The sequence below is a fragment of the Sphingomonas sp. GW822-FHT03G08 genome, from assembly GCF_058801135.1.
On record NZ_JBXAMZ010000001.1, the window covers coordinates 3,174,075 to 3,192,918 of the forward strand.

Here is an 18,844-nt window from a genome sequence, read left to right on the forward strand (position 1 = left end):
TCCCCCGGGACTGGCGGGAAGTGCCTTCTGGCGGTTATAGCGAATTTCCGTTCACCTTGTTTGACCTGCACCGGGGGGTGTGATCGATGCGTTTTCTTCTCGCTGCAACGGCAATGGCCGTAGTCTTCGGTGCCGCCGGCACTGCCCAGGCCCAGGATTCCGCCATCTCTGGTCGTGTCGACCGGCTTGAGCGCGAGATGCGCGCCGTGCAGCGCAAGGTCTTCCCGGGCGGCGCCGGCCAGACGGTCGAGCCCCAGATCACGCCCGAGACCAGCACCACCGTGCCGGGCATGCCCTCCAGCTCGCCGCTCAGCGACCTCACCCAGCGCGTGACCGCGCTCGAGGAGCAGCAGCGCACGCTCACCGGCCAGGTCGAGCAGGGCCAGTATCGCCTGCGCCAGCTCGAGGACGCCTTTGCCGCCTATAAGCGGCTCGCCGACAATCGCCTCAAGGCGCTTGAGGATCGCTCGACCGCCACTGCCGCGCTGGGCGGCGAGGACACTACCGTGCCCGCCGACACTGCCGGCGCCGCGATCCGTCCGCCCGCCCCGATCGGCACGCGCCCGAGCATCCCGGCGCCGTCTGCCGGCACCACGCCTGCCACGCCCAAGCCGACCGGCACGCGCGCGCAGCAGGTCGCCGCGATCGAGAAGCCCGCCACCGGTGATCCGGCCGAGGACGGCTACACCTATGGCTTCCGCCTGTGGCAGGCCAAGCTCTATCCGGAAGCGCGCCGCGAGCTCGAGACCGTCGCGACCAAATACCCGACGCATCGCCGCGCCAGCTATTCGCAGAACCTGCTTGGCCGCGCCTATCTCGATAGTGGCGCGCCCAGCCTCGCGGCGGTCGCCTTCTACGAGAACTACAAGAAGAACCCCAAGGGCGAGCGGGCGCCCGACAGCCTCTATTATCTCGCCCAGGCGCTCATCAAGCTGAAGAAGCCCGCCAGCGAAGTCTGCAAGGTCTATACCGAGCTCGACCAGCTTTACGGCGACAAGCTGTCGACCGAGATGAAGGCCGGCGTGGCCGAGGGCCGTGCAAGCCAGAAGTGCAAGTGACCGGCTGACGCTCGACCGCGACCAGGTCGAGCGTTTCCGCCGGGACTGTGTGGCGCTCACCGGCGCCGCGCCTTCCCCCGACAATGTCCTGGCGCTCGCCGTCTCGGGCGGGCCGGACAGTCTCGCGCTGCTTCTCCTCGCCCATGCGGCCTTTCCCGGTGCGGTGATCGCCGCCACCGTCGATCACGGCCTGCGTCCCGAGGCGGTGGAGGAGGCGGCGCTGGTCCGCCGCCTGTGCAACCAGCTCGACGTGCCGCACGAGACGCTCGCCGGAACCGTACCCGCCGCGGGCAATCTCCAGCAGGGCGCACGGGCGCTGCGCTACGCGCTGCTCGCCGACTGGGCGATGGGCCGCGCCGCCTGGGTCGCCACTGCGCACCAGCAGGACGATGTCGCCGAGACTTTCCTGATGCGCGCGCGCCGCGGGGCCGGGGCAGGGGGGCTGGCGGCGATGGCGGCCGCACGGCCGCTCGGTCCCATCCAGCTTATCCGCCCGCTGCTCGGATGGACGCGTGCCGAGCTGGAGGCGCTGGTCGAGGGCGCCGGCATCGCTCCGGTCCGCGACCCCTCCAACCAGGATCCCCGTTTCGACCGCGCCCGCATCCGCGCGCTGCTTGCCGAGGCCGGGGACCTGCCCGCCGATCGCCTCGCCGCCGCGGCGCGCAACCTGCGCGACGCCGAGGATGCGCTTGCCTGGATCGCTGATCGCGAATGGCAGGCGCGGGCGGTGGTCGCCGGCGGCAAGGTCGCGCTCGATCCCGCCGGGCTGCCCCGCGAACTTCGCCGCCGCCTCGCCGAACGCGCCGTCGCCACCGTCCGCGAAGCGCATGGCCTCAGTCCCGAATGGCGCGAGACCGGCCTCGAGCCGCTGCTCGCCGCGCTCGATTCGGGGGGCACCGGTACTCTTGCGGAAGTGATCGGGCGAACCAAAGCCGCTATCTGGCGTTTCGAGCTGGCACCACCCCGTCGATCACACTGATCGACGCTGTTCCATTGCCATTAACTTGGCCATGCCTATCTTGGGGCGTGAAAGGTACCGATTCCGCATGAGCGACAACGACAAGCAGCCGCAGGGTCCCGAGAATGGGGGCAACCCCTGGATGAAGAGCCTGTTGATCTGGGTGGGCATCCTGGCGGGCCTCGCCCTGTTCGTGACCTTCTTCGACAATCGCAGCGCGCCGGCCACTGGCGACGCGATCCCTTATTCGCAGTTCATCGCCAAGGTGAACAATGGCGAGGTGAAGTCGGTCAACGTCTCGCGCACCACCGGGCTTGTCAGCGGCGAGCTCACGGGCGGCGGCAAGTTCCGCACCAACGCGCCCGACGATCCCAAGATGATCGAGACGCTGCTCGCCAAGAACGTCCAGGTCTCGGCGCGCCCTGAGGAAGGGCCGAATATCTGGATCTACCTGCTCTACCAGTCGCTGCCGTTCCTGCTCATGCTCGGCATCGCCTTTTTCGTGATCCGCCAGATGCAGAAGGGCTCCGGCTCGGGTGCGATGGGCTTCGGCAAGTCGCGCGCGCGCCTGCTCACCCAGAAGGAAGGCAAGGTTACCTTCGACGACGTGGCGGGCATCGACGAGGCGCGCGAGGAGCTGCAGGAGATAGTCGAGTTCCTCAAGGACCCGACCAAGTTCGCCCGTCTCGGCGGCAAGATCCCCAAGGGCGCGCTGCTGGTCGGCTCGCCGGGTACCGGCAAGACTTTGCTCGCCCGTGCCATCGCGGGTGAGGCGGGCGTGCCCTTCTTCACCATCTCGGGCTCGGACTTCGTCGAGATGTTCGTCGGCGTCGGCGCGAGCCGCGTGCGCGACATGTTCGAGCAGGCCAAGAAGTCTGCGCCCTGCATCGTCTTCATCGACGAAATCGACGCCGTTGGCCGTTCGCGCGGCGCCGGCCTCGGCAACCAGAATGACGAGCGCGAGCAGACGCTCAACCAGCTGCTCGTCGAGATGGACGGCTTCGAGGCGAATGAGGGCATCATCATCGTCGCGGCGACCAACCGCCCCGACGTGCTCGATCCCGCGCTGCTCCGTCCGGGCCGGTTCGACCGTCAGGTCCAGGTGCCCCGTCCGGACATCGAAGGCCGTGTGAAGATCCTCCAGGTCCATATGAAGAAGGTGCCGCTGGCGCCCGACGTCGATCCGCGCGTCATCGCGCGCGGCACGCCGGGCTTCTCGGGTGCCGATCTCGCCAACCTGGTCAACGAAGCGGCCCTGCTCGCGGCGCGTCGCGGCAAGCGGCTGGTCGCGGCGCAGGAGTTCGACGACGCGCGCGACAAGGTGCTGATGGGCGCCGAGCGCCGCTCGATGGTGATGACCGACGACGAGAAGCGGATGACCGCCTATCACGAAGCCGGCCACGCCCTGGTTTTCGCGCACGAGCCGACCGCCGATCCGATCCACAAGGCGACGATCATCCCGCGCGGCTTTGCCCTCGGCATGGTCCAGCCGCTGCCGGAGCGTGACAGCTACTCCTATCACCGCGACAAGATGCACGCCGATATCGCCGTGGCGTTCGGCGGCCGCGTCGCCGAAGAGCTGATCTTCGGCTATGACAAGGTGTCGTCGGGTGCCTCGAACGACATCATGCAGGCGACGCGCCTCGCCCGCGCGATGGTCACCAAATGGGGCCTGTCGGACAATGTCGGCCCGCTCGACTTCTCCGAGAGTGACGAGGCGTACGGCTATTCGATGGCGCGCTCCAAGCCGATGTCGGACGAGACCGCGCGGCTGATCGACAGCGAAGTGAAGGCGTTCGTCGAGCGCGGCCTCGGCCGTGCCCGCCAGCTGCTGAGCGACCATATCGACCAGCTCCATACCATCGCCCAGGCGCTGCTCGAGTACGAGACGCTGACCGGCGAGGAGATCAAGCGGCTGATCGCCGGCGAGGATCTCGGCCGCGAGGATCCGGGCGCCAGCGCTCGGCCGACCGCGGTCGCAGGCACCTCGATCCCGAAGATCCGCAAGCCCAAGGGTCCGTTCGGCCAGCCGACGCCGCAAGGCGCCTGATCCGGCGGAAACGCCGCCGACACGGATGTGAATTAGCCCTTCCCGGCAACCTTGCTGGGGAGGGCTTTTTCGTGCGCTTTCTGATCCCGCTTGCACTGCTGTCGGCCGCCGCTGCGCAGGAGGCGCCGAACCTGACCATCGCCGATTTCCTGGGCGAGTGGCGTGTCGCGCAAGCCGAGACCGATCGCGGGGAGAAAGTCGCCAAGTTCAGCCGGCTTGCCGAGCGCCTCGCGCCGAGCTTCAGTCGCTACAAGGCGCTGCTCGATGCGGACAAGGCCGCCGGACGTCCGCCGCGTGCCTGCCCCGCCAAGGGCAGCAAGGCGACGGTCGATATCAACGCGCTCGTCGCGGATCTGGAAAAACTGTCCGAGGCACAACGCGCCGCCCCGATGGATGCAGCGATCTTCGCTCAGCTCGATCGGCGCTTCCCTTGCCCGACGGCATGAAGCCTCATCCGAACATCCCCAGCGCCACCAGGATCAGCACGAACAACACCAGGATCCAGCTGATGAAGAAGGTCAGCACCCAGGCCCGCATGAACGCGGAGAACCAGCCGATGTCATAGGCCTGCTTCAGTTGCCGGGTGATGTGGATGAAGGGCACCAGTACCGCCACCATCCCCAGCGGCCCGCTGCGCAGGCCGATCGCGGCGGCGATCGCCACCACGATGTAGAAGAGCGACATGAACGAGATCGAGTAGATGATGAAGATCGTGTGGTCGTACAGCTTGTACTGGCGCTTCCAGAAGAACAGCGACCACAGGAAGGGCAGCGACAGCGGGATCAGCAGCCAGGAGAATTTGTAGCTGGCCGACTGGAGCTTGTAGAGCATCAGTGCAGGGTTCTTCTGCCACTTCTCGATGCCGTGATCGAGCGCATGCCAGCCGGTATGTGCCTCCGAAGTGGTCACATCCAGGTTGCCCTCGGCCAGCGACTTGGCGGCCTTGTCGAGCCCGGCAAGGTCGTTCTGCGCATCGGTGATGCGCTCGCGGTATCTTTGCTTGTCGTCCTCGTCCTTCGCGGTGGCCAGCTTCTTCTGTGCCTTCTCCAGCTTCTCGCGCGCGTCCTTCTTGGCATAGTCGATCGCCGCCACCGGCTTCAGATTGCTGCCGTTGAATTCGGTCGGCGCCGAGATGCCGACCCAGGAGAAGACCGCGAACATCGCGAAGACCGAGAACAGGAAGATCGCCATCGGCGAGACGAAGCGCGCGCGCTCGCCGGCGATATAGCGCTTGGTCAGCTCGCCCGGGCGCCAGGCCAGCATCGGCAGAGTGCGCCAGAACTTGCCTTCGAAATGGAAGACGCCGTGGAGGATGTCGTGCCCGATCGCGTGCAGCGAGCGGTGGACATGCCCCGCCTGCCCGCAATTATGGCAATGCGATCCGATCAGCGCGGTCCCGCAATTGAGGCATAGGCCATGGCCCTCGCCATGCCCTTCGCCTGCCCCCGGCTCGACCGCACGGCCAAGCAACGCCCCAGTCGCCAGTTCCCCGGCTGCTTCGATTTCCCCCGACATGCGGCCTTGGCTACCAGCTTCATGCTGCACGTGCTAGCGGGTGGAATCATGACTGACGCAGCAACCCTGATTGCCGAAATGGCCGCCCGCGCCCGCCTCGCCGCCACGAAGCTTGCCGCGATGCCGACCCCGGCCAAGGCGGCTGCGCTGCGCGCCGCCGCCGCCGCGATTCGCGCGGACGCCGCTGCGATCCAGGCCGCCAATGCCGAGGATATGACCGCCGCCGAGGCGAATGGCCTGTCCGGTGCGCTGCTCGATCGGCTCAAGCTCGACCAGAAGCGAATCGAGAGCATGGCCGCCGGCGTCGAGGCGGTGGCCGGGCTCGCCGATCCGGTCGGCGACGTCTTCGATCGGGTCGAGCGGCCCAATGGCCTGGTCCTCACTCGGGTCAGGGTGCCGATCGGCGTGATCGGCATCATCTATGAGAGCCGGCCCAACGTTACCGCCGATGCCGGAGCGCTTTGCGCGATGGCGGGCAATGCCGCGGTCCTGCGCGGCGGCTCCGAAGCGATCCGTTCGAATCGTGCGATCCACGCGGCGCTGGCTCGCGGCCTGGCCGAAGGCGGCATGCCCGAGGATGCGGTGCAGCTCGTGCCCATCACCGATCGCGCCGCGGTCGGCGCGATGCTGACGGCCGAGGGGGCGATCGACATGGTCGTGCCGCGCGGCGGCAAGGGCCTCGTCGCCCGTGTCCAGGCTGAGGCGCGGGTGCCTGTGCTCGCGCATCTCGACGGGCTCAACCACACCTATATCGATGGCGCCGCCGATCCGGCGATGGCGAAGGAACTGGCGCTCAACGCCAAGATGCGCCGCACCGGCATCTGCGGGGCGACCGAGACGCTGCTGATCGATCGCGCCTTTGGCGATCCCGCGCCGATCCTCGCCGCGTTGGCCGATGCCGGCTGCGAGCTGCGCGGCGATAATGATCTCCAGGCGCTCGAGCCCCGCATGGTCGCGGCGAGCGATGAGGACTGGGATACCGAATATCTCGATTCGATCCTGTCGGTGAAGCGGGTCGACGGCGTCGATGATGCGATGGCGCATATCGCCGCGCACGGCTCGCACCATACCGATGCGATAGTTACGGCGGATGAAGCGGTGGCCGAGAAATTCCTCGCCCAGGTCGATAGCGCGATCGTGGTGTGGAACGCCTCGACCCAGTTCGCCGATGGCGGCGAGTTCGGGCTGGGCGCCGAGATCGGCATCTCGACCGGCCGGCTGCATGCGCGCGGCCCGGTCGCGCTCGAAGGGCTGACGACCTATAAATGGGTGGTCCGCGGCACGGGGCAGGCGCGCCCTTGAAGCGCATCGGCCTGCTCGGCGGCTCGTTCAATCCGGCGCACAAGGGGCATCGCAAGCTCTCGATCCACGCGATCCGCGCGCTGGGGCTCGACGAGGTGTGGTGGCTGGTCTCGCCCGGCAATCCGCTCAAGGACAAGGCGGGCATGGCGCCGTTCAAGCTGCGCATGGCCTCGGCCCAGCGCATGGCCCGCCACGCGCCGATCCGGGTGTCGGACATCGAGAAGCGGATCAAGACGCGCTACACCGCCGATACCGTCCGCAAGCTGCCCCGGCTGTTCCCCCAGCATCGCTTCATCTGGCTGATGGGCGCCGACAATCTCGCCCAGTTCCACAAATGGGAACGCTGGCGTGACATTGCCGAGCAGGTTCCGATTGCGGTGATCGCCCGTCCGGGATATGATCGCGGCGCCCATGCAAGTCCTGCAATGGGTTGGCTGCGGCGCGCTGTGTGGCCCGCAGGCCAGGCGAAGAACTGGACGCGTTGGAGATTGCCGGCCCTCGTGCTGTTGCGCTTCCGCCCCGATCCTACTTCGGCGACGAGCCTTCGGGCCGCCGATCCCGCCTGGCACCGGCGTTACGTTGCGTCGTCTCCATCCCAACACCACACAGGTTTGTTGCAACCCTAGGAGGCCCCTTGGCCACATCGCCCAATGTTCTGCGTTCCTCCGATGCCAATGGTGGCGTCGAGGCGCTGCACCAGCTCGTGATGGCGTCGCTCGACGACGATCAGGCGGTCGAGACGGTCTCGATCCCGCTCGCCGGCAAGAGCAGCATCGCCGACTATATGGTCGTGGCTTCGGGCCGCTCGACGCGCCAGGTCGCGTCGATGGCGGTGAAGCTCGCCGACAAGATCAAGGCCGAGTTCGGCCGCACCCCGCGCGTGGAGGGCCTGCCCACCGCCGATTGGGTGCTGATCGATGCCGGTGACGTGATCGTCCACCTGTTCCGTCCCGAAGTGCGCAGCTTCTACAATCTTGAGCGCATGTGGTCGTTCGGCGAAGCCGGCCAGGCCTGATTCGGTAAAGGGCCGCGCGGGCGATGCAGCTACACATCGTCGCGCGCGGCAAGATCGGGCGCAGTCCCGAGGCCGAGCTGGTCGATCGCTATCTCAAGCGCATCCAGTGGCCGACGCGGGTTACCGAGCTGCCCGATACCGGCGGCAGGATCCCTGACATTTCCGGCACCACCCGAATCGTCATGCTCGACGAGCTGGGCGAGAACCTGCCGTCCAAGGCGATCGCCGAGCGGCTCGGCAGCTGGCGTGACGACGGGGTGCGCGAGGCGCGATTCCTGATCGGCGCGGCGGACGGCTTTGACGATGCGGCTCGAGCCCAGGCCGACGTGCTGATCAGCTTCGGCCGCGCCACCTGGCCGCACATGATGGCCCGCGCGATGCTCGCCGAGCAGCTGTGGCGCGCCACCTCGATCCTTGCCAACCACCCCTATCATCGCGAAGGCTAGCGGCATGCTCCGCCCGCTCGCCATCCTTGCCGGCACCGTCGCGATCCTCGCCAGCGGCAGTTTCGCCGCCGCGCAGGCGCCGGGTCTGGCCGAGCAGCAGGGCAGGTTGCGCGACGCCACTGCCCAGTCCCAGGCCGCCCAGGCGCGTAGCGCCGCGCTCGAGCGCCAGGCCGCCTCGGAGCGCGACCAGGCCCTGCGCGCCCGCGCCCAGGAAGCCGCCGCCGCCGAGCGGATCAAGGCTGCCGAGGCCGATATCGCCGCTGCCCGCGCCCGTATCGGTATCGTCGATCGCCAGCTGGCCGAGCAGCGCACCCGCGTCGCCGAGCGCCAGGGCCCGATCCTCCGCCTGATCGCCGCGCTCCAGTCGATGGCCCGCCGCCCCGCGGTGCTCGGCCTCGTCCAGCCGGGCTCGACCGCCGACATGGTCCATGTCCGCGCCGTGCTCGGCACCGTGATGCCCGTGGTCGAGGCGCGTACCCGCGACGTCCGCGCCGAACTCTCTCGCATCCGTGCACTGCGTGCCGATGCCCTGGCCGCGGTCAACAGCTTCCGCGAGGCCCGGCAGCGCATCGAGAATGAGCGGACCGCGCTGGTCAGGCTCGAGGCCGATCACCGCGCCCGCTCGGCCCAGCTCGCCTCCAGCGCGCTGGTCGAATCGGACCGCGCCATTGCCCTCGGCGAGCGCGCCCGCGAGATCGTCGACCAGATGGAGACGGCGGGCGAAGCGGCGGAGATCCAGTCCGGTCTCGCAGCCCTTCCCGGACCGCTGCCCCGCCCGGGCAGCGCCGCACCGGCACCGGCCCGCAAGCTCGGCGCACCCTATGTGCTGCCCGTCGCCGGAGCCGTCGTCACCGGCATGGGCGAGCTTTCGCTCACCGGCGTGCGCGCCCGCGGCGTGACTCTCGCCTGCGCCGCCAATAGTGATGCCGTCGCGCCCGCCGCCGGCCGTATCCTCTATGCCGGCGCGTTCCGCGACTATGGCGGGGTCGTCATCATCGATCACGGCAATGGCTGGACCAGCTCGGTCACCGGCCTAGGCGGCATCGCGGTGCGCGTCGGCCAGCAGATCAGCCAGGGCACCCGCATCGGCCGCGCCCCGGCAAGCGACGCCCCCCGCGTCACCGTAGAGCTGCGCCGCCGCGGCGAACCCATGGACCTTGCGCGCCTGCTCGGCTGATTGTGCCGTGCAATTGCCGCGATCCCGGCCTAGATTGTCCCTCGAACGCGTTTCCGGAAAGTAGTTGTTGATGCTCCGTTCGTTCCTTCAGGTCACCGCCGCCGTCGGCGCGCTGGCGCTCGTTCCCGTCGCCTCGGGCGCGATGGCCGGCGTCGATACGTCGAGCTTCAAGGAGCTCGACACCTTCATGGAAGTCTACAGCCAGGTGAAGGCGAACTATGTCGACAAGGTCGACGACGCCACGCTGATGAAGGGCGCGATCCAGGGCATGCTCGCCGCATTGGATCCGCACTCCAGCTTCGCCGACGGGCTCGATTTCGACAATCTCAAGATCCAGACCGACGGCAATTATGGCGGTCTCGGCCTCACCGTCACCCAGCAGGACGGCGCGGTTAAGGTCGTCGCCCCGACCGAGGATACGCCGGCCGCCCGCGCGGGCATGAAGTCGGGCGACTTCATCACCCATATCGACGGCAAGTTCATCGTCGGCGGCAGCCTCGACGAAGCGATCGAGCAGATGCGCGGCAAGCCGGGCACCTCGGTCACGCTCACCGTGGTCCGCCCGGGCGCCGACAAGCCGCTCACCTTCACCATGAAGCGCGAGATCATCGTGCAGAAGCCGGTGAAGTGGGAGGTCAAGGACGGTGTCGGCATCATCAACATCAACACCTTCACCGCCCAGACCGGCGCGGACACGGTCAAGGCGATCCAGGAGATCGACAAGAAGCTCGGGCACAAGCCGCTCGGCTATATCGTCGATCTGCGCGAGAATGGCGGCGGCCTGCTCAGCCAGGCGATCGAAGTCTCCGACGTGTTCCTGTCGCACGGCGAGATCGTCTCGCAGCGCGGCCGCGAGAAGAGCGATATCGAGCGCTGGTATGCCGATGTGAACGAGCCCGGCATCACCTCGATCCCGGGCGACCTCGCCAAGGGGCTGCCGGTCGTCGTGCTGATCGACGCGGGCACCGCCTCGGCCTCGGAGATCGTCGCCGGCGCGCTCCAGGATCATCACCGCGCGCTCGTCATGGGCGTGCGCAGCTTCGGCAAGGGCTCGGTCCAGTCGATCCTGCCGATGGGCCCGCGCGCCGCGCTGCGCCTCACCACCGCGCGCTACTACACGCCGTCGGGCCGCTCGGTGCAGGAAGGCGGCATCAAGCCCGATCTGCTCGTGCCGCAGCTCACCGATCCCGACTACAAGAGCCGCCCCTCGATCCGCGAGGCGGACCTGCGCGCGCACCTGATCAACAACGACAAGGTCGATGATTCGGTGCTCGAGGATGATCAGCGCACCGATCCGCGCTTCGCCAAGACGGCGGATCAGCTGAAGAAGGAAGGCGTGGAAGACTTCCAGCTCCACTACGCCCTCCAGACCATCTCCCGCCTTGGTCCCAAGACCCAGGTCGCCGCTGCCAAGAGCAAGTAAGCCATGCGTATCGACACTTTCTGCGCCGCCCGCTGGCTCGCGCTCCTGCTGCCGCTCGCTCTGGTCGGCGGCGCGCACACCACCGAGTATTTCGGGCTGGTTCCGTGCGAGATGTGCTGGTGGCAGCGCTATCCGCATTATGCCGCGATCCTGATCGCGCTCTCGGCCTTCCTGGTGAAGGATCGCCGCGCCCAGCTCGGGCTCGTCCTGCTCGCCGGCCTTGCCGTGGCGATCAGCGGCGGCATCGGCGTGTTCCATGCCGGGGTCGAGTATAAATGGTGGCAGGGCATCACCGCCTGCACCGCCCAGGTGCACGGCGCCAACCCGATGGACATGCTGACCGACGCGCTGCGCCGTCCGCTGATCCGCTGCGACGTGCCGCAATGGACCCTGTTCGGCATCAGCCTGGCCGGGTTCAACGCGATCTTCTCGCTCACCGGCGCCGCCGCGATCTTCGCGCTGGCCCTGCGGAAGGGCCGCGCATGAGCTGGAAGCCCGGCGATCGGCGCGAGGGGACGTCCTCGATGGTCCGCGTCGATCAGGCGGGCGAATATGGCGCGACGCGCATCTATGCCGGCCAGCTGGCGGTGATGGGCGATCGCACCCCGATGGCGCGGATGATCGCCGGCATGGCGATCCAGGAGGAACGCCACCGCGCATTCTTCGATTCGATGATCGCGCGGCGCGGCGTGCGCCCGACGGCGCTCCAGCCCTTCTGGAACGTCGCCGGCTTCGCGCTCGGCGCGGTCACCGCGGCGATGGGTCCCGAGGCGGCGATGGCCTGCACCGCCGCGATCGAGACGGAGATCGATCTTCACTACCAGCAGCAGCTCGAGGAGCTGGGCACGGGCGATCCCGAGCTCAGCGAAGCGGTCGCGAAGTTCCGCGACGAGGAGCTTGAGCACCGCGATACGGCACTGGAGCATGGCGCGGAACAGGCCCCGGCCTATCCGCTGCTCTCCACCCTGATCCGCGCCGGTTGCTGGGCTGCCATTGCGGTATCGAAACGGATATAAAGCGTCTGTTCAGCCGTTGTCCCCGATGCACGGCATAGAGGAGTAAGCCGATGTTGAACCGGATCCTGATCGCGGGCGCGCTCGCCGCCGTCCCGATGCTGATGCCCGCCGCTGCCCATGCGCAGAGTTCGGCGCAGAACAGCGTGCTGATCATCTATGGCAACGACAAGTGCCCGACGAACAGCAACGGCGAAGAGATCGTGGTCTGCAAGCGCCTCGACGAGGCCGAGCGCTTCCGTATCCCGTCGAACCTGCGCGACCAGGGTGGGCCGCCGCAGAAGACCGAGAGCTGGGCGGTGCGCTCGCAGGACGCGGTGACCGCGGGCAATTTCGGTACCGGCAGCTGCACCTCTGTGGGCGCCAACGGCAGCACCGGCTGCTTCGTCAAGCGCGCCACCGCCGCCCGCGCCGAAACCCGCGCCCGCCGCAAGGCCGAACAGAACCTGCCGCTGCCTTGAGCTGATCGAATCGTCATCCCCGCGAAGGCGGGGATCCATTCAGGCTGGCCGAAAAGAGTCTCATCAAAGCCGACGCCAATGGATTCCCGCCTTCGCGGGAAGGACAATGGAAATGGCGGACCCGCGCTACCCCCGAACCGGCCAGCGCCCTACCCATTCCGGCGGCTCCCGGCGCAGGCAATCCATGATGATCCACAGCATCACCGCCCCGCGCGCCGCGGCCGCCCAGGCGATGTCAATCGTGCTGGCCGCCGGCCACACGCCGTCCATCCCGGCGAAATACCAGAATTCGGCGAAATAGGCGGCGATCCCCGCCAGCGCGAACAGCGCCACCGGCAACAGGCGCGGCGCGGTCATCACCAGCAGCGGCCACAGCCACAGGTCGAATTGCGGCGAATAGACCTTGTTGGTCAGCATGAACCAGGCAAGCACGGGCGTCGCCAGCAGCCACAGCCGGTCGCGGTGCCGCTGCCACCCCAGCGCTACGATCGCCGCCGCCCCGATCGCGAAGGCCAGGGTCGCGTAGAGGTTCTTGTCCTCGATGCTCAGCGGCAGCCAGCCGAGATTGCCGAGCACGTCCCAGGTCCCCGCCGCAGTGCCGCTGCGCGATTGCGAGAACAGATAGAATTCGCTCCAGTTGCGCGGTGCGAGCAGTGCGATGGGCAGGTTCACCGCTGCCCAGGCAGCGATCGCCGCCAGCGTCACCAGCGCAGCGCGGCGCAGGCGCTGCACCCAGTCCTTGCCGCGCTCGAACAGGGCGGAGAGCCCGATCAGCGGCAGGATCACGATCGGGAACAGCTTGGCCGCCACGCCCAGCCCCGCCGCCGCCGCCGCGCGCACCAGCCGGTTCTCGCGTGCCTGGAGCAGCGCCGCCACCGCCAGCGTCACCGCGATCATGTCCCAGTTGTGCCCGACATAAAGCACCAGCGGCGGTGCTGCCGCCCACCACCAGAGCCGCTTGCGGTCGACCCCCGCGCGCCACAACATCCACAGCACCAGGAAGGCGAGGGCGATGTTCACCGCCGTCACCACGCCCAGGAACTTGGCGTCATTGGCGCGGGCGCCGAAGAACAGGTGCGTCGCTGCGCCTTCGATCCAGATCGCCGCCCCGGTCAGCACCGGATATTCGATCGGGGTCTGCAGGTACGGGATCCTGCCCTTGTCCACTTCGCGCGCGGTCCAGAAGGGCACCGCGTCGCTGTAGCAGCCGGTGATATACTGCTCGGAATCGGTCCAGCCGCCGGGCATGCAATGCTGCTTGAAGCTGAAGCCGAGCAGGCAGGTGACCGCCAGGCCGATCAGCAGGATCCTGAATTGCCGGTCGATCGTCAGCCGCATCCCGCGCTCCCTTCGCCGCGCCTCCTCCCACAACCCACTGGACACTGCAATATCAGGAACATAGAAGGAACAAATGTCGCAGCTCGATCTCCGCGCAAAGCTCGCCATCCTGGCCGATGCCGCCAAATATGATGCGAGCTGCGCGTCCTCCGGCACGACGAAACGCAACGCGGCGAGCGGTCCCAAGGGCGGGATCGGCTCGACCGAGGGGATGGGCATCTGCCACGCCTATGCGCCCGATGGCCGCTGCATCTCGCTCTTGAAGATCCTGCTGACCAACAGCTGCATCTTCGACTGCCATTATTGCATCAACCGCAAGAGCTCGAACGTCCGCCGCGCCCGCTTCACGCCCGAGGAAGTCGTCGACCTCACGCTCAATTTCTACCGGCGCAACTATATCGAGGGGCTGTTCCTCTCCTCGGGCATCATCCGCTCGTCCGACTATACGATGGAACAGATCGTCCGCGTCGCCCGGCTGCTGCGCGAGGAACATGATTTCCGCGGCTATATCCACTTGAAGACCATCCCCGATGCCGATCCCGAGCTGGTCCGTCAGGCGGGCCTTTATGCCGATCGCGTCTCGATCAATGTCGAGCTGCCGACGGTCGCCGGCCTCACCCGGCTCGCGCCCGAGAAATCGGCCCCGCGCATCGAAGGCGCCATGCGGGATGTCCGCGCCGCGATCGACGACACCACGGACGCCGGCAAGCGCTACAAGTCCGCGCCCAAATTCGCCCCCGCCGGCCAGTCGACCCAGATGATCGTCGGCGCCGATGCCGCTACCGATGGCGACATCATCACCCGCGCCGCCGGGCTCTATGACCGCTTCCAGCTCCGCCGCGTCTATTATTCGGCGTTCAGCCCGATCCCCGATGCCAGCGCGGTCCTGCCGCTCCAGCGCCCGCCCTTGATGCGCGAGCACCGGCTCTACCAGTCCGACTGGCTGATGCGCTTCTACGAGTATCAGCCCAGGGAAGTCGCGGCGGCGGCCGACCCCGCCACCGGAATGCTCCCGCTCGATATCGATCCCAAGCTCGCCTGGGCGCTCAAGTTCCGCGAGTCCTTCCCGGTCGACGTCAACCGCGCCCCGCGCGAGCTGCTGCTGCGTGTCCCCGGTCTCGGCGTAAAAGCCGTCGATGCGATTCTCTCCGCTCGCCGCATGCGCCGCCTCCAGCTCGCCGATGTCGCGCGGCTGACGGCCTCGATCGCCAAGGTCCGCCCGTTCCTTGTCGCTGCCGACTGGCGCCCGGTCGCCTTGTCCGATCGCGCCGACCTGCGCAGCCTCGTCGCGCCGAAACGCGAGCAGTTAGAACTATTTGCGGCCTGATCGGTTCTGACTCCCCGACCAAGGGAGAGAGTAGAATGGCCGACGCACGCATCTTCGCCGATCTGATTGCCGACCATGACCGCCAGCGCGACCTGCTCGAGCGGGTGGGGGAGACCTCGGGCGACAGCAAGGACCGCCGCGAGCTGTTCGAGCAGCTTCGCCTCGAGCTGCAGGCCCATGCGGCCGCCGAGGAAGAGGCACTCTACGCGACGATGCTCGCCGATCCCGAGCTGCGCGAGGACGCCCGGCATTCGGTGTCGGAGCACAAGGAAGTCGACGACTATCTCGGCGAACTGATGGACACCGACATGTCCTCGCCCGGCTGGCTGGTGAAGTTCAAGGAGATGCGCCACCGCTATCTCCACCATATCGACGAGGAAGAGGAAGAGATGTTTCCCACCGCCGCGAAGCATCTCAGCGCGGCACAGGAAGAAGCGCTCGGCAAGCTGTTCGAGAAGCGCAAGCCCAGGGAACTGGCGCGCGCCGAGGCCAATCCCCCCGGCGACGCGCGCGAATAGCTAGTCGGGAATCGGCACGACCAGCCCGCGCTTGCCCACCCCCAGCGCGACATTGGTAGTGAAGCGGCGGACATTGGGATTGTCCGCCATCAGCCGGCTCATCAGCGCGTCATAGGCGCCGACATCGGACGCGACGACGACCAGCACGAAATCGGCGGTGCCGGTGACGTAATAGACCTGCTGGATCTGCTCCTCCGCGGCCATCCACTGGCGCAGCCGGGCGATCAGCTCGGGCCGTTCGCGCTCGATCTCGAGCGCCGCCAGGAAGAAATTGGGCTTCCCCACCTTGAGTGGGTCGACCACCGCGACTTCGCTGACGATCACCCCGGTCGCGCGCAGCCGCTTCAGCCGGCGCTGCACCGCCGATGCCGACAGTCCGACCTGCGCGGCCAGCGCCTCGGCGGTCTGGCCGGCGTCGCGCTGGACGAGGACGAGGAGCTTGCGGTCGAAGCGGTCGAGATCGGATCGGGCCATCGCCGGCATCCTAGCGGGCAAATGCGCCGAAATCCGGCGATTTGATCCCCGCCTTCGCGGAAAGGCCGCGCCGCGCGGCCTTATTCCTCAGCACGAAGGAGAGTTTCATGATCGACCATATCGAGATCCGCACCGCCCGCCTCGCCGAGAGCCTGGCCTTCTACGCCGATACCCTCGCCCCGCTCGGCTACAGCCAGAAGGTCGACGGACCGGCCAAGGGTTTCGGCAACCACGCCGCGCTCGACCTGTTCCTGGTCGAGGGCGAAGTGCCGTCGGACCTTCATTTCGCCTTCGCCGCACCCGATCGCGCCACCGTGGATCGAATCTATGCCGCAGGCCGCGCCGCCGGCCATGTCCTCGATCGCGCGCCCGCGCTCGCGCCTCATATCCACCCTGATTATTATGCCGGCTATCTGCGCGATCCCGACGGGCGGCTGATCGAGTTCGTCTGCCACCACCCCGAGCCGGCCTAACTGACAGGACTGTCAATTCGTCCTGATCGGCGTATCATCCTCCCAAAAATAGGGAGAGAGGGATGCTTCGACTCTGTGCGCCCGCCGCGTTCGCCTGCGCGATGCTTGTCGCGACTCCGGCCCTGGCGAAGGACATCATCGTCGAGGCGGGCCCCAATGCCCAGGAACGCCTCCAGTCCGCCCTGCTCGACGCGAAGCCAGGTGACACCGTCCGCATCGGCGCCGGCCGCTTCGAGCTGACCGACGGCCTCAGCCTCGACGTGGGCGGCGTCACGGTGCGCGGCGCCGGGCAGGACAGGACGGTGCTCAGCTTCAAGGGCCAGCTCGGGGCGGGCGAGGGGCTGCTCGTCACGTCCGACGACGTTGTACTCCGCGATTTCGCGGTCGAGGATTCGAAGGGCGACGGCATCAAGTCCAAGGGTGCTGACCGGATCGTCTACAAGAACATCCGCGTCGAATGGACTGGCGGCCCCAAGGCGACCAACGGCGCCTATGGCGTCTACCCGGTCGAGAGCAGCGACGTGCTGATCGACGGCGTGACGGTCATGGGCGCATCGGATGCCGGCATCTATGTCGGCCAGTCCAACCGCATCATCGTCCGCAACTCGGTGGCGAAATACAATGTCGCCGGCATCGAGATCGAGAATAGCGGCTTCGCAGAGGTCACCAACAACCTCGCCACCCACAATACCGGCGGCATCCTGGTGTTCGACCTGCCCGCCTTGCCGAAGCGCGGCGCCGGCTGGGTCAATGTCACCGGCAACAAGGTGGTCGACAACGACACCCCCAATTTCGCTCCGCCCGGCAACATCGTCGCCACCGTGCCCACCGGTACCGGCGTGCTGGTGATGGCCGAGAACGACGTGACCGTGACGGCCAACGATCTCAGCGGCAACGGTACCGCCAACATCATGGTCGTCGCCTATCGCAAGCCGTTCGAGGACAAGGGCTATGATCCCTATCCCCGCAACATCCGCCTTGCCGGCAACAAGCATGGCCGCGCCGGCTTCGCCCCCGCCATGCCCGGCGGCGCGCTGCTTGCCAGGATGCTCGGCGGCACGCTTCCGCCGGTCTTCTGGGACGGCACCGGTGGCGACCAGGTCAAGCTCACCGGCGATGACGGTCCGGTGCTCACCCTTGCGCTCGCCCTCGGTGCCCCGCTCGACACCGCCAAGCCGCAGCTGATCAAGCTCGACAACGAGATCCCGCCGCCCTGGCAGACCTTCAAGCTGCCGGCATCGATGGAGGCCGCCGCCAAATGAAGGCGCTGTTCGGCGCGGCCGCTTTGTTCGCCGCCGCGCTGCTCGGCCGTCCAACGGGCGTGAACGACGCCGCGATCACCGCCGAAGGCTGGCCCGCGCACCTCTCCGACTACGCCTTCTTCACCGATCTCAAGGCCCGCACCCCCGCCCCGCGGCTGATGGCCTATACCCTCGAAACCCCGCTCTTCTCCGACTATGCCGAGAAGGAGCGCTACCTCTATCTGCCCGAAGGCAGCCGGGCGACATACGACCCCGACAAGCCGCTCGACCTCCCCGTCGGCGCCGCGCTGATCAAGACCTTCGGCTACCGGACGAACGGCGTGTTCAAGCCGATCGAGACGCGCGTCCTGCTCCACCGCGCCAGCGGCTGGACCCCGATTCCCTATGTCTGGAACGCCGAGGGCACCGACGCCGACGTGAAGCGCGCCGGCACGCGCATCCCCGTCACCTTCACCGACCCCTCCGGCGAGCGGCACAGCATCTCCTATGCCGTCCCCAACCAGAACCAGTGCAAGGACTGCCACGGCCTTGCCGGCCAGGTCGTCCTGATCGGGATCAAGGCGCGCTATCTCAACCATGGCGGCCAGCTCGAGCAGATGCTCGCCGCCGGCATGCTCGACCGGCTCCCCGCCGACGCCCCGAAGGTCGCCCGCTGGAACGACACCGCCGCGCCGCTCGACCAGCGCGCGCGCGCCTGGCTCGAGATCAACTGCGCCCATTGCCACAACCCCCAGGGCGCCGCGTCCAACTCGGGCCTGTTCCTCGATCTCGGGCGCGCCGATCCCGAGCAGCGCGGCCTGTTCAAGCGCCCCACCGCCGCCGGCCGGGGGGCGGGCACCCGCGACTTCGACATCGTCCCCGGCGATCCGGAAGCCTCGATCCTGCTCTACCGCATGCAATCGACCGACCCCGGCATCGCCATGCCCGAGCTCGGCCGCGCGACGGTCCACAAGGAAGGCGTCGCGCTGGTCCGCGACTGGATCGAATCGATGCCGAAATCCGATTCAGCGCGTTAAACCGCCTTCATCGTCATC

21 protein-coding genes are annotated in these 18,844 nt (G+C 67.7%); 18 read left to right on the forward strand and 3 right to left on the reverse strand.

Annotation, left to right across the window (positions count from 1 at the left end; translation table 11 throughout):
* Positions 1-86 precede the first annotated feature (86 nt).
* The 4 genes from AC1RJ5_RS14800 (at position 87) to AC1RJ5_RS14815 (ending at position 4,512) form a co-directional block, all read left to right on the forward strand.
* A complete protein-coding gene (locus AC1RJ5_RS14800; RefSeq protein ID WP_493114001.1) occupies positions 87-1,058 on the forward strand; it encodes a tetratricopeptide repeat protein in 972 nt (323 codons plus the stop codon).
* A complete protein-coding gene (tilS, locus tag AC1RJ5_RS14805) occupies positions 1,036-2,037 on the forward strand; it encodes a tRNA lysidine(34) synthetase TilS (protein WP_493114003.1) in 1,002 nt (333 codons plus the stop codon). The genes AC1RJ5_RS14800 and tilS overlap by 23 nt, the downstream gene beginning before the upstream one ends.
* Before the next feature lie 67 nt (positions 2,038-2,104).
* Entirely contained in the window at positions 2,105-4,066 is a 1,962-nt protein-coding gene (ftsH, locus tag AC1RJ5_RS14810; protein ID WP_184163653.1) for an ATP-dependent zinc metalloprotease FtsH, read from the forward strand.
* A 71-nt stretch (positions 4,067-4,137) separates the two neighbouring features.
* A complete protein-coding gene (locus AC1RJ5_RS14815; RefSeq protein ID WP_493114006.1) occupies positions 4,138-4,512 on the forward strand; it encodes a hypothetical protein in 375 nt (124 codons plus the stop codon).
* A gap of 4 nt (positions 4,513-4,516) precedes the next feature.
* On the opposite strand, the gene AC1RJ5_RS14820 is transcribed toward AC1RJ5_RS14815, so the two are convergent.
* Positions 4,517-5,581, reverse strand: a complete 1,065-nt coding sequence (locus tag AC1RJ5_RS14820; RefSeq protein WP_269573223.1) for a DUF3667 domain-containing protein — start codon at positions 5,579-5,581, stop codon at positions 4,517-4,519.
* A 48-nt stretch (positions 5,582-5,629) separates the two neighbouring features.
* Between AC1RJ5_RS14820 and AC1RJ5_RS14825 the strand changes: the two genes are divergently transcribed.
* From AC1RJ5_RS14825 to AC1RJ5_RS14865, 9 genes are all read left to right on the forward strand, one after another.
* Positions 5,630-6,883: a glutamate-5-semialdehyde dehydrogenase gene (locus AC1RJ5_RS14825; protein WP_493114008.1), complete on the forward strand. Its 1,254-nt coding sequence runs from the start codon at positions 5,630-5,632 to the stop codon at positions 6,881-6,883.
* Positions 6,847-7,509 carry a nicotinate-nucleotide adenylyltransferase gene (locus AC1RJ5_RS14830; RefSeq protein WP_493114010.1) on the forward strand — a complete coding sequence of 221 codons (663 nt, stop codon included), beginning with the start codon at positions 6,847-6,849 and terminating at the stop codon, positions 7,507-7,509. Before AC1RJ5_RS14825 ends, AC1RJ5_RS14830 begins: the two co-directional genes overlap by 37 nt.
* A gap of 8 nt (positions 7,510-7,517) precedes the next feature.
* A complete protein-coding gene (gene rsfS, locus AC1RJ5_RS14835; protein WP_493114012.1) occupies positions 7,518-7,898 on the forward strand; it encodes a ribosome silencing factor in 381 nt (126 codons plus the stop codon).
* A 23-nt stretch (positions 7,899-7,921) separates the two neighbouring features.
* Positions 7,922-8,344, forward strand: a complete 423-nt coding sequence (locus tag AC1RJ5_RS14840) for a 23S rRNA (pseudouridine(1915)-N(3))-methyltransferase RlmH (protein WP_493114014.1) — start codon at positions 7,922-7,924, stop codon at positions 8,342-8,344.
* A gap of 4 nt (positions 8,345-8,348) precedes the next feature.
* Positions 8,349-9,521, forward strand: a complete 1,173-nt coding sequence (locus tag AC1RJ5_RS14845; RefSeq protein WP_493114016.1) for a murein hydrolase activator EnvC family protein — start codon at positions 8,349-8,351, stop codon at positions 9,519-9,521.
* 70 nt (positions 9,522-9,591) lie between these two features.
* Complete coding sequence (locus tag AC1RJ5_RS14850) at positions 9,592-10,944, forward strand: S41 family peptidase (protein ID WP_269573218.1); 1,353 nt, start codon at positions 9,592-9,594, stop codon at positions 10,942-10,944.
* A gap of 3 nt (positions 10,945-10,947) precedes the next feature.
* Positions 10,948-11,430 carry a disulfide bond formation protein B gene (locus AC1RJ5_RS14855; protein WP_269573217.1) on the forward strand — a complete coding sequence of 161 codons (483 nt, stop codon included), beginning with the start codon at positions 10,948-10,950 and terminating at the stop codon, positions 11,428-11,430.
* Positions 11,427-11,960: a demethoxyubiquinone hydroxylase family protein gene (locus AC1RJ5_RS14860; RefSeq protein ID WP_493114018.1), complete on the forward strand. Its 534-nt coding sequence runs from the start codon at positions 11,427-11,429 to the stop codon at positions 11,958-11,960. Before AC1RJ5_RS14855 ends, AC1RJ5_RS14860 begins: the two co-directional genes overlap by 4 nt.
* A 50-nt stretch (positions 11,961-12,010) precedes the next feature.
* Positions 12,011-12,418: a hypothetical protein gene (locus tag AC1RJ5_RS14865; RefSeq protein WP_184163682.1), complete on the forward strand. Its 408-nt coding sequence runs from the start codon at positions 12,011-12,013 to the stop codon at positions 12,416-12,418.
* A gap of 126 nt (positions 12,419-12,544) precedes the next feature.
* On the opposite strand, the gene AC1RJ5_RS14870 is transcribed toward AC1RJ5_RS14865, so the two are convergent.
* A complete protein-coding gene (locus AC1RJ5_RS14870) occupies positions 12,545-13,756 on the reverse strand; it encodes a hypothetical protein (RefSeq protein WP_493114021.1) in 1,212 nt (403 codons plus the stop codon).
* A gap of 73 nt (positions 13,757-13,829) precedes the next feature.
* Between AC1RJ5_RS14870 and AC1RJ5_RS14875 the strand changes: the two genes are divergently transcribed.
* On the forward strand, positions 13,830-15,083 hold the full coding sequence (locus AC1RJ5_RS14875) for a putative DNA modification/repair radical SAM protein (RefSeq protein WP_493114023.1): 1,254 nt from the start codon (positions 13,830-13,832) through the stop codon (positions 15,081-15,083).
* A gap of 35 nt (positions 15,084-15,118) precedes the next feature.
* On the forward strand, positions 15,119-15,601 hold the full coding sequence (locus AC1RJ5_RS14880; RefSeq protein WP_269573214.1) for a hemerythrin domain-containing protein: 483 nt from the start codon (positions 15,119-15,121) through the stop codon (positions 15,599-15,601).
* On the opposite strand, the gene AC1RJ5_RS14885 is transcribed toward AC1RJ5_RS14880, so the two are convergent.
* Entirely contained in the window at positions 15,602-16,075 is a 474-nt protein-coding gene (locus AC1RJ5_RS14885) for an Lrp/AsnC family transcriptional regulator (RefSeq protein WP_269573213.1), read from the reverse strand.
* Between the two features lie 107 nt (positions 16,076-16,182).
* On the opposite strand from AC1RJ5_RS14885, the gene AC1RJ5_RS14890 reads away from it, so the two are divergent.
* The 3 genes from AC1RJ5_RS14890 (at position 16,183) to AC1RJ5_RS14900 (ending at position 18,826) form a co-directional block, all read left to right on the forward strand.
* Entirely contained in the window at positions 16,183-16,548 is a 366-nt protein-coding gene (locus AC1RJ5_RS14890; RefSeq protein WP_493114026.1) for a VOC family protein, read from the forward strand.
* A gap of 62 nt (positions 16,549-16,610) precedes the next feature.
* On the forward strand, positions 16,611-17,810 hold the full coding sequence (locus tag AC1RJ5_RS14895) for a parallel beta-helix domain-containing protein (protein ID WP_493114028.1): 1,200 nt from the start codon (positions 16,611-16,613) through the stop codon (positions 17,808-17,810).
* Positions 17,807-18,826, forward strand: coding sequence for an SO2930 family diheme c-type cytochrome (locus tag AC1RJ5_RS14900; RefSeq protein ID WP_493114030.1), 1,020 nt, complete (start codon positions 17,807-17,809; stop codon positions 18,824-18,826). Before AC1RJ5_RS14895 ends, AC1RJ5_RS14900 begins: the two co-directional genes overlap by 4 nt.
* Positions 18,827-18,844 lie beyond the last annotated feature (18 nt).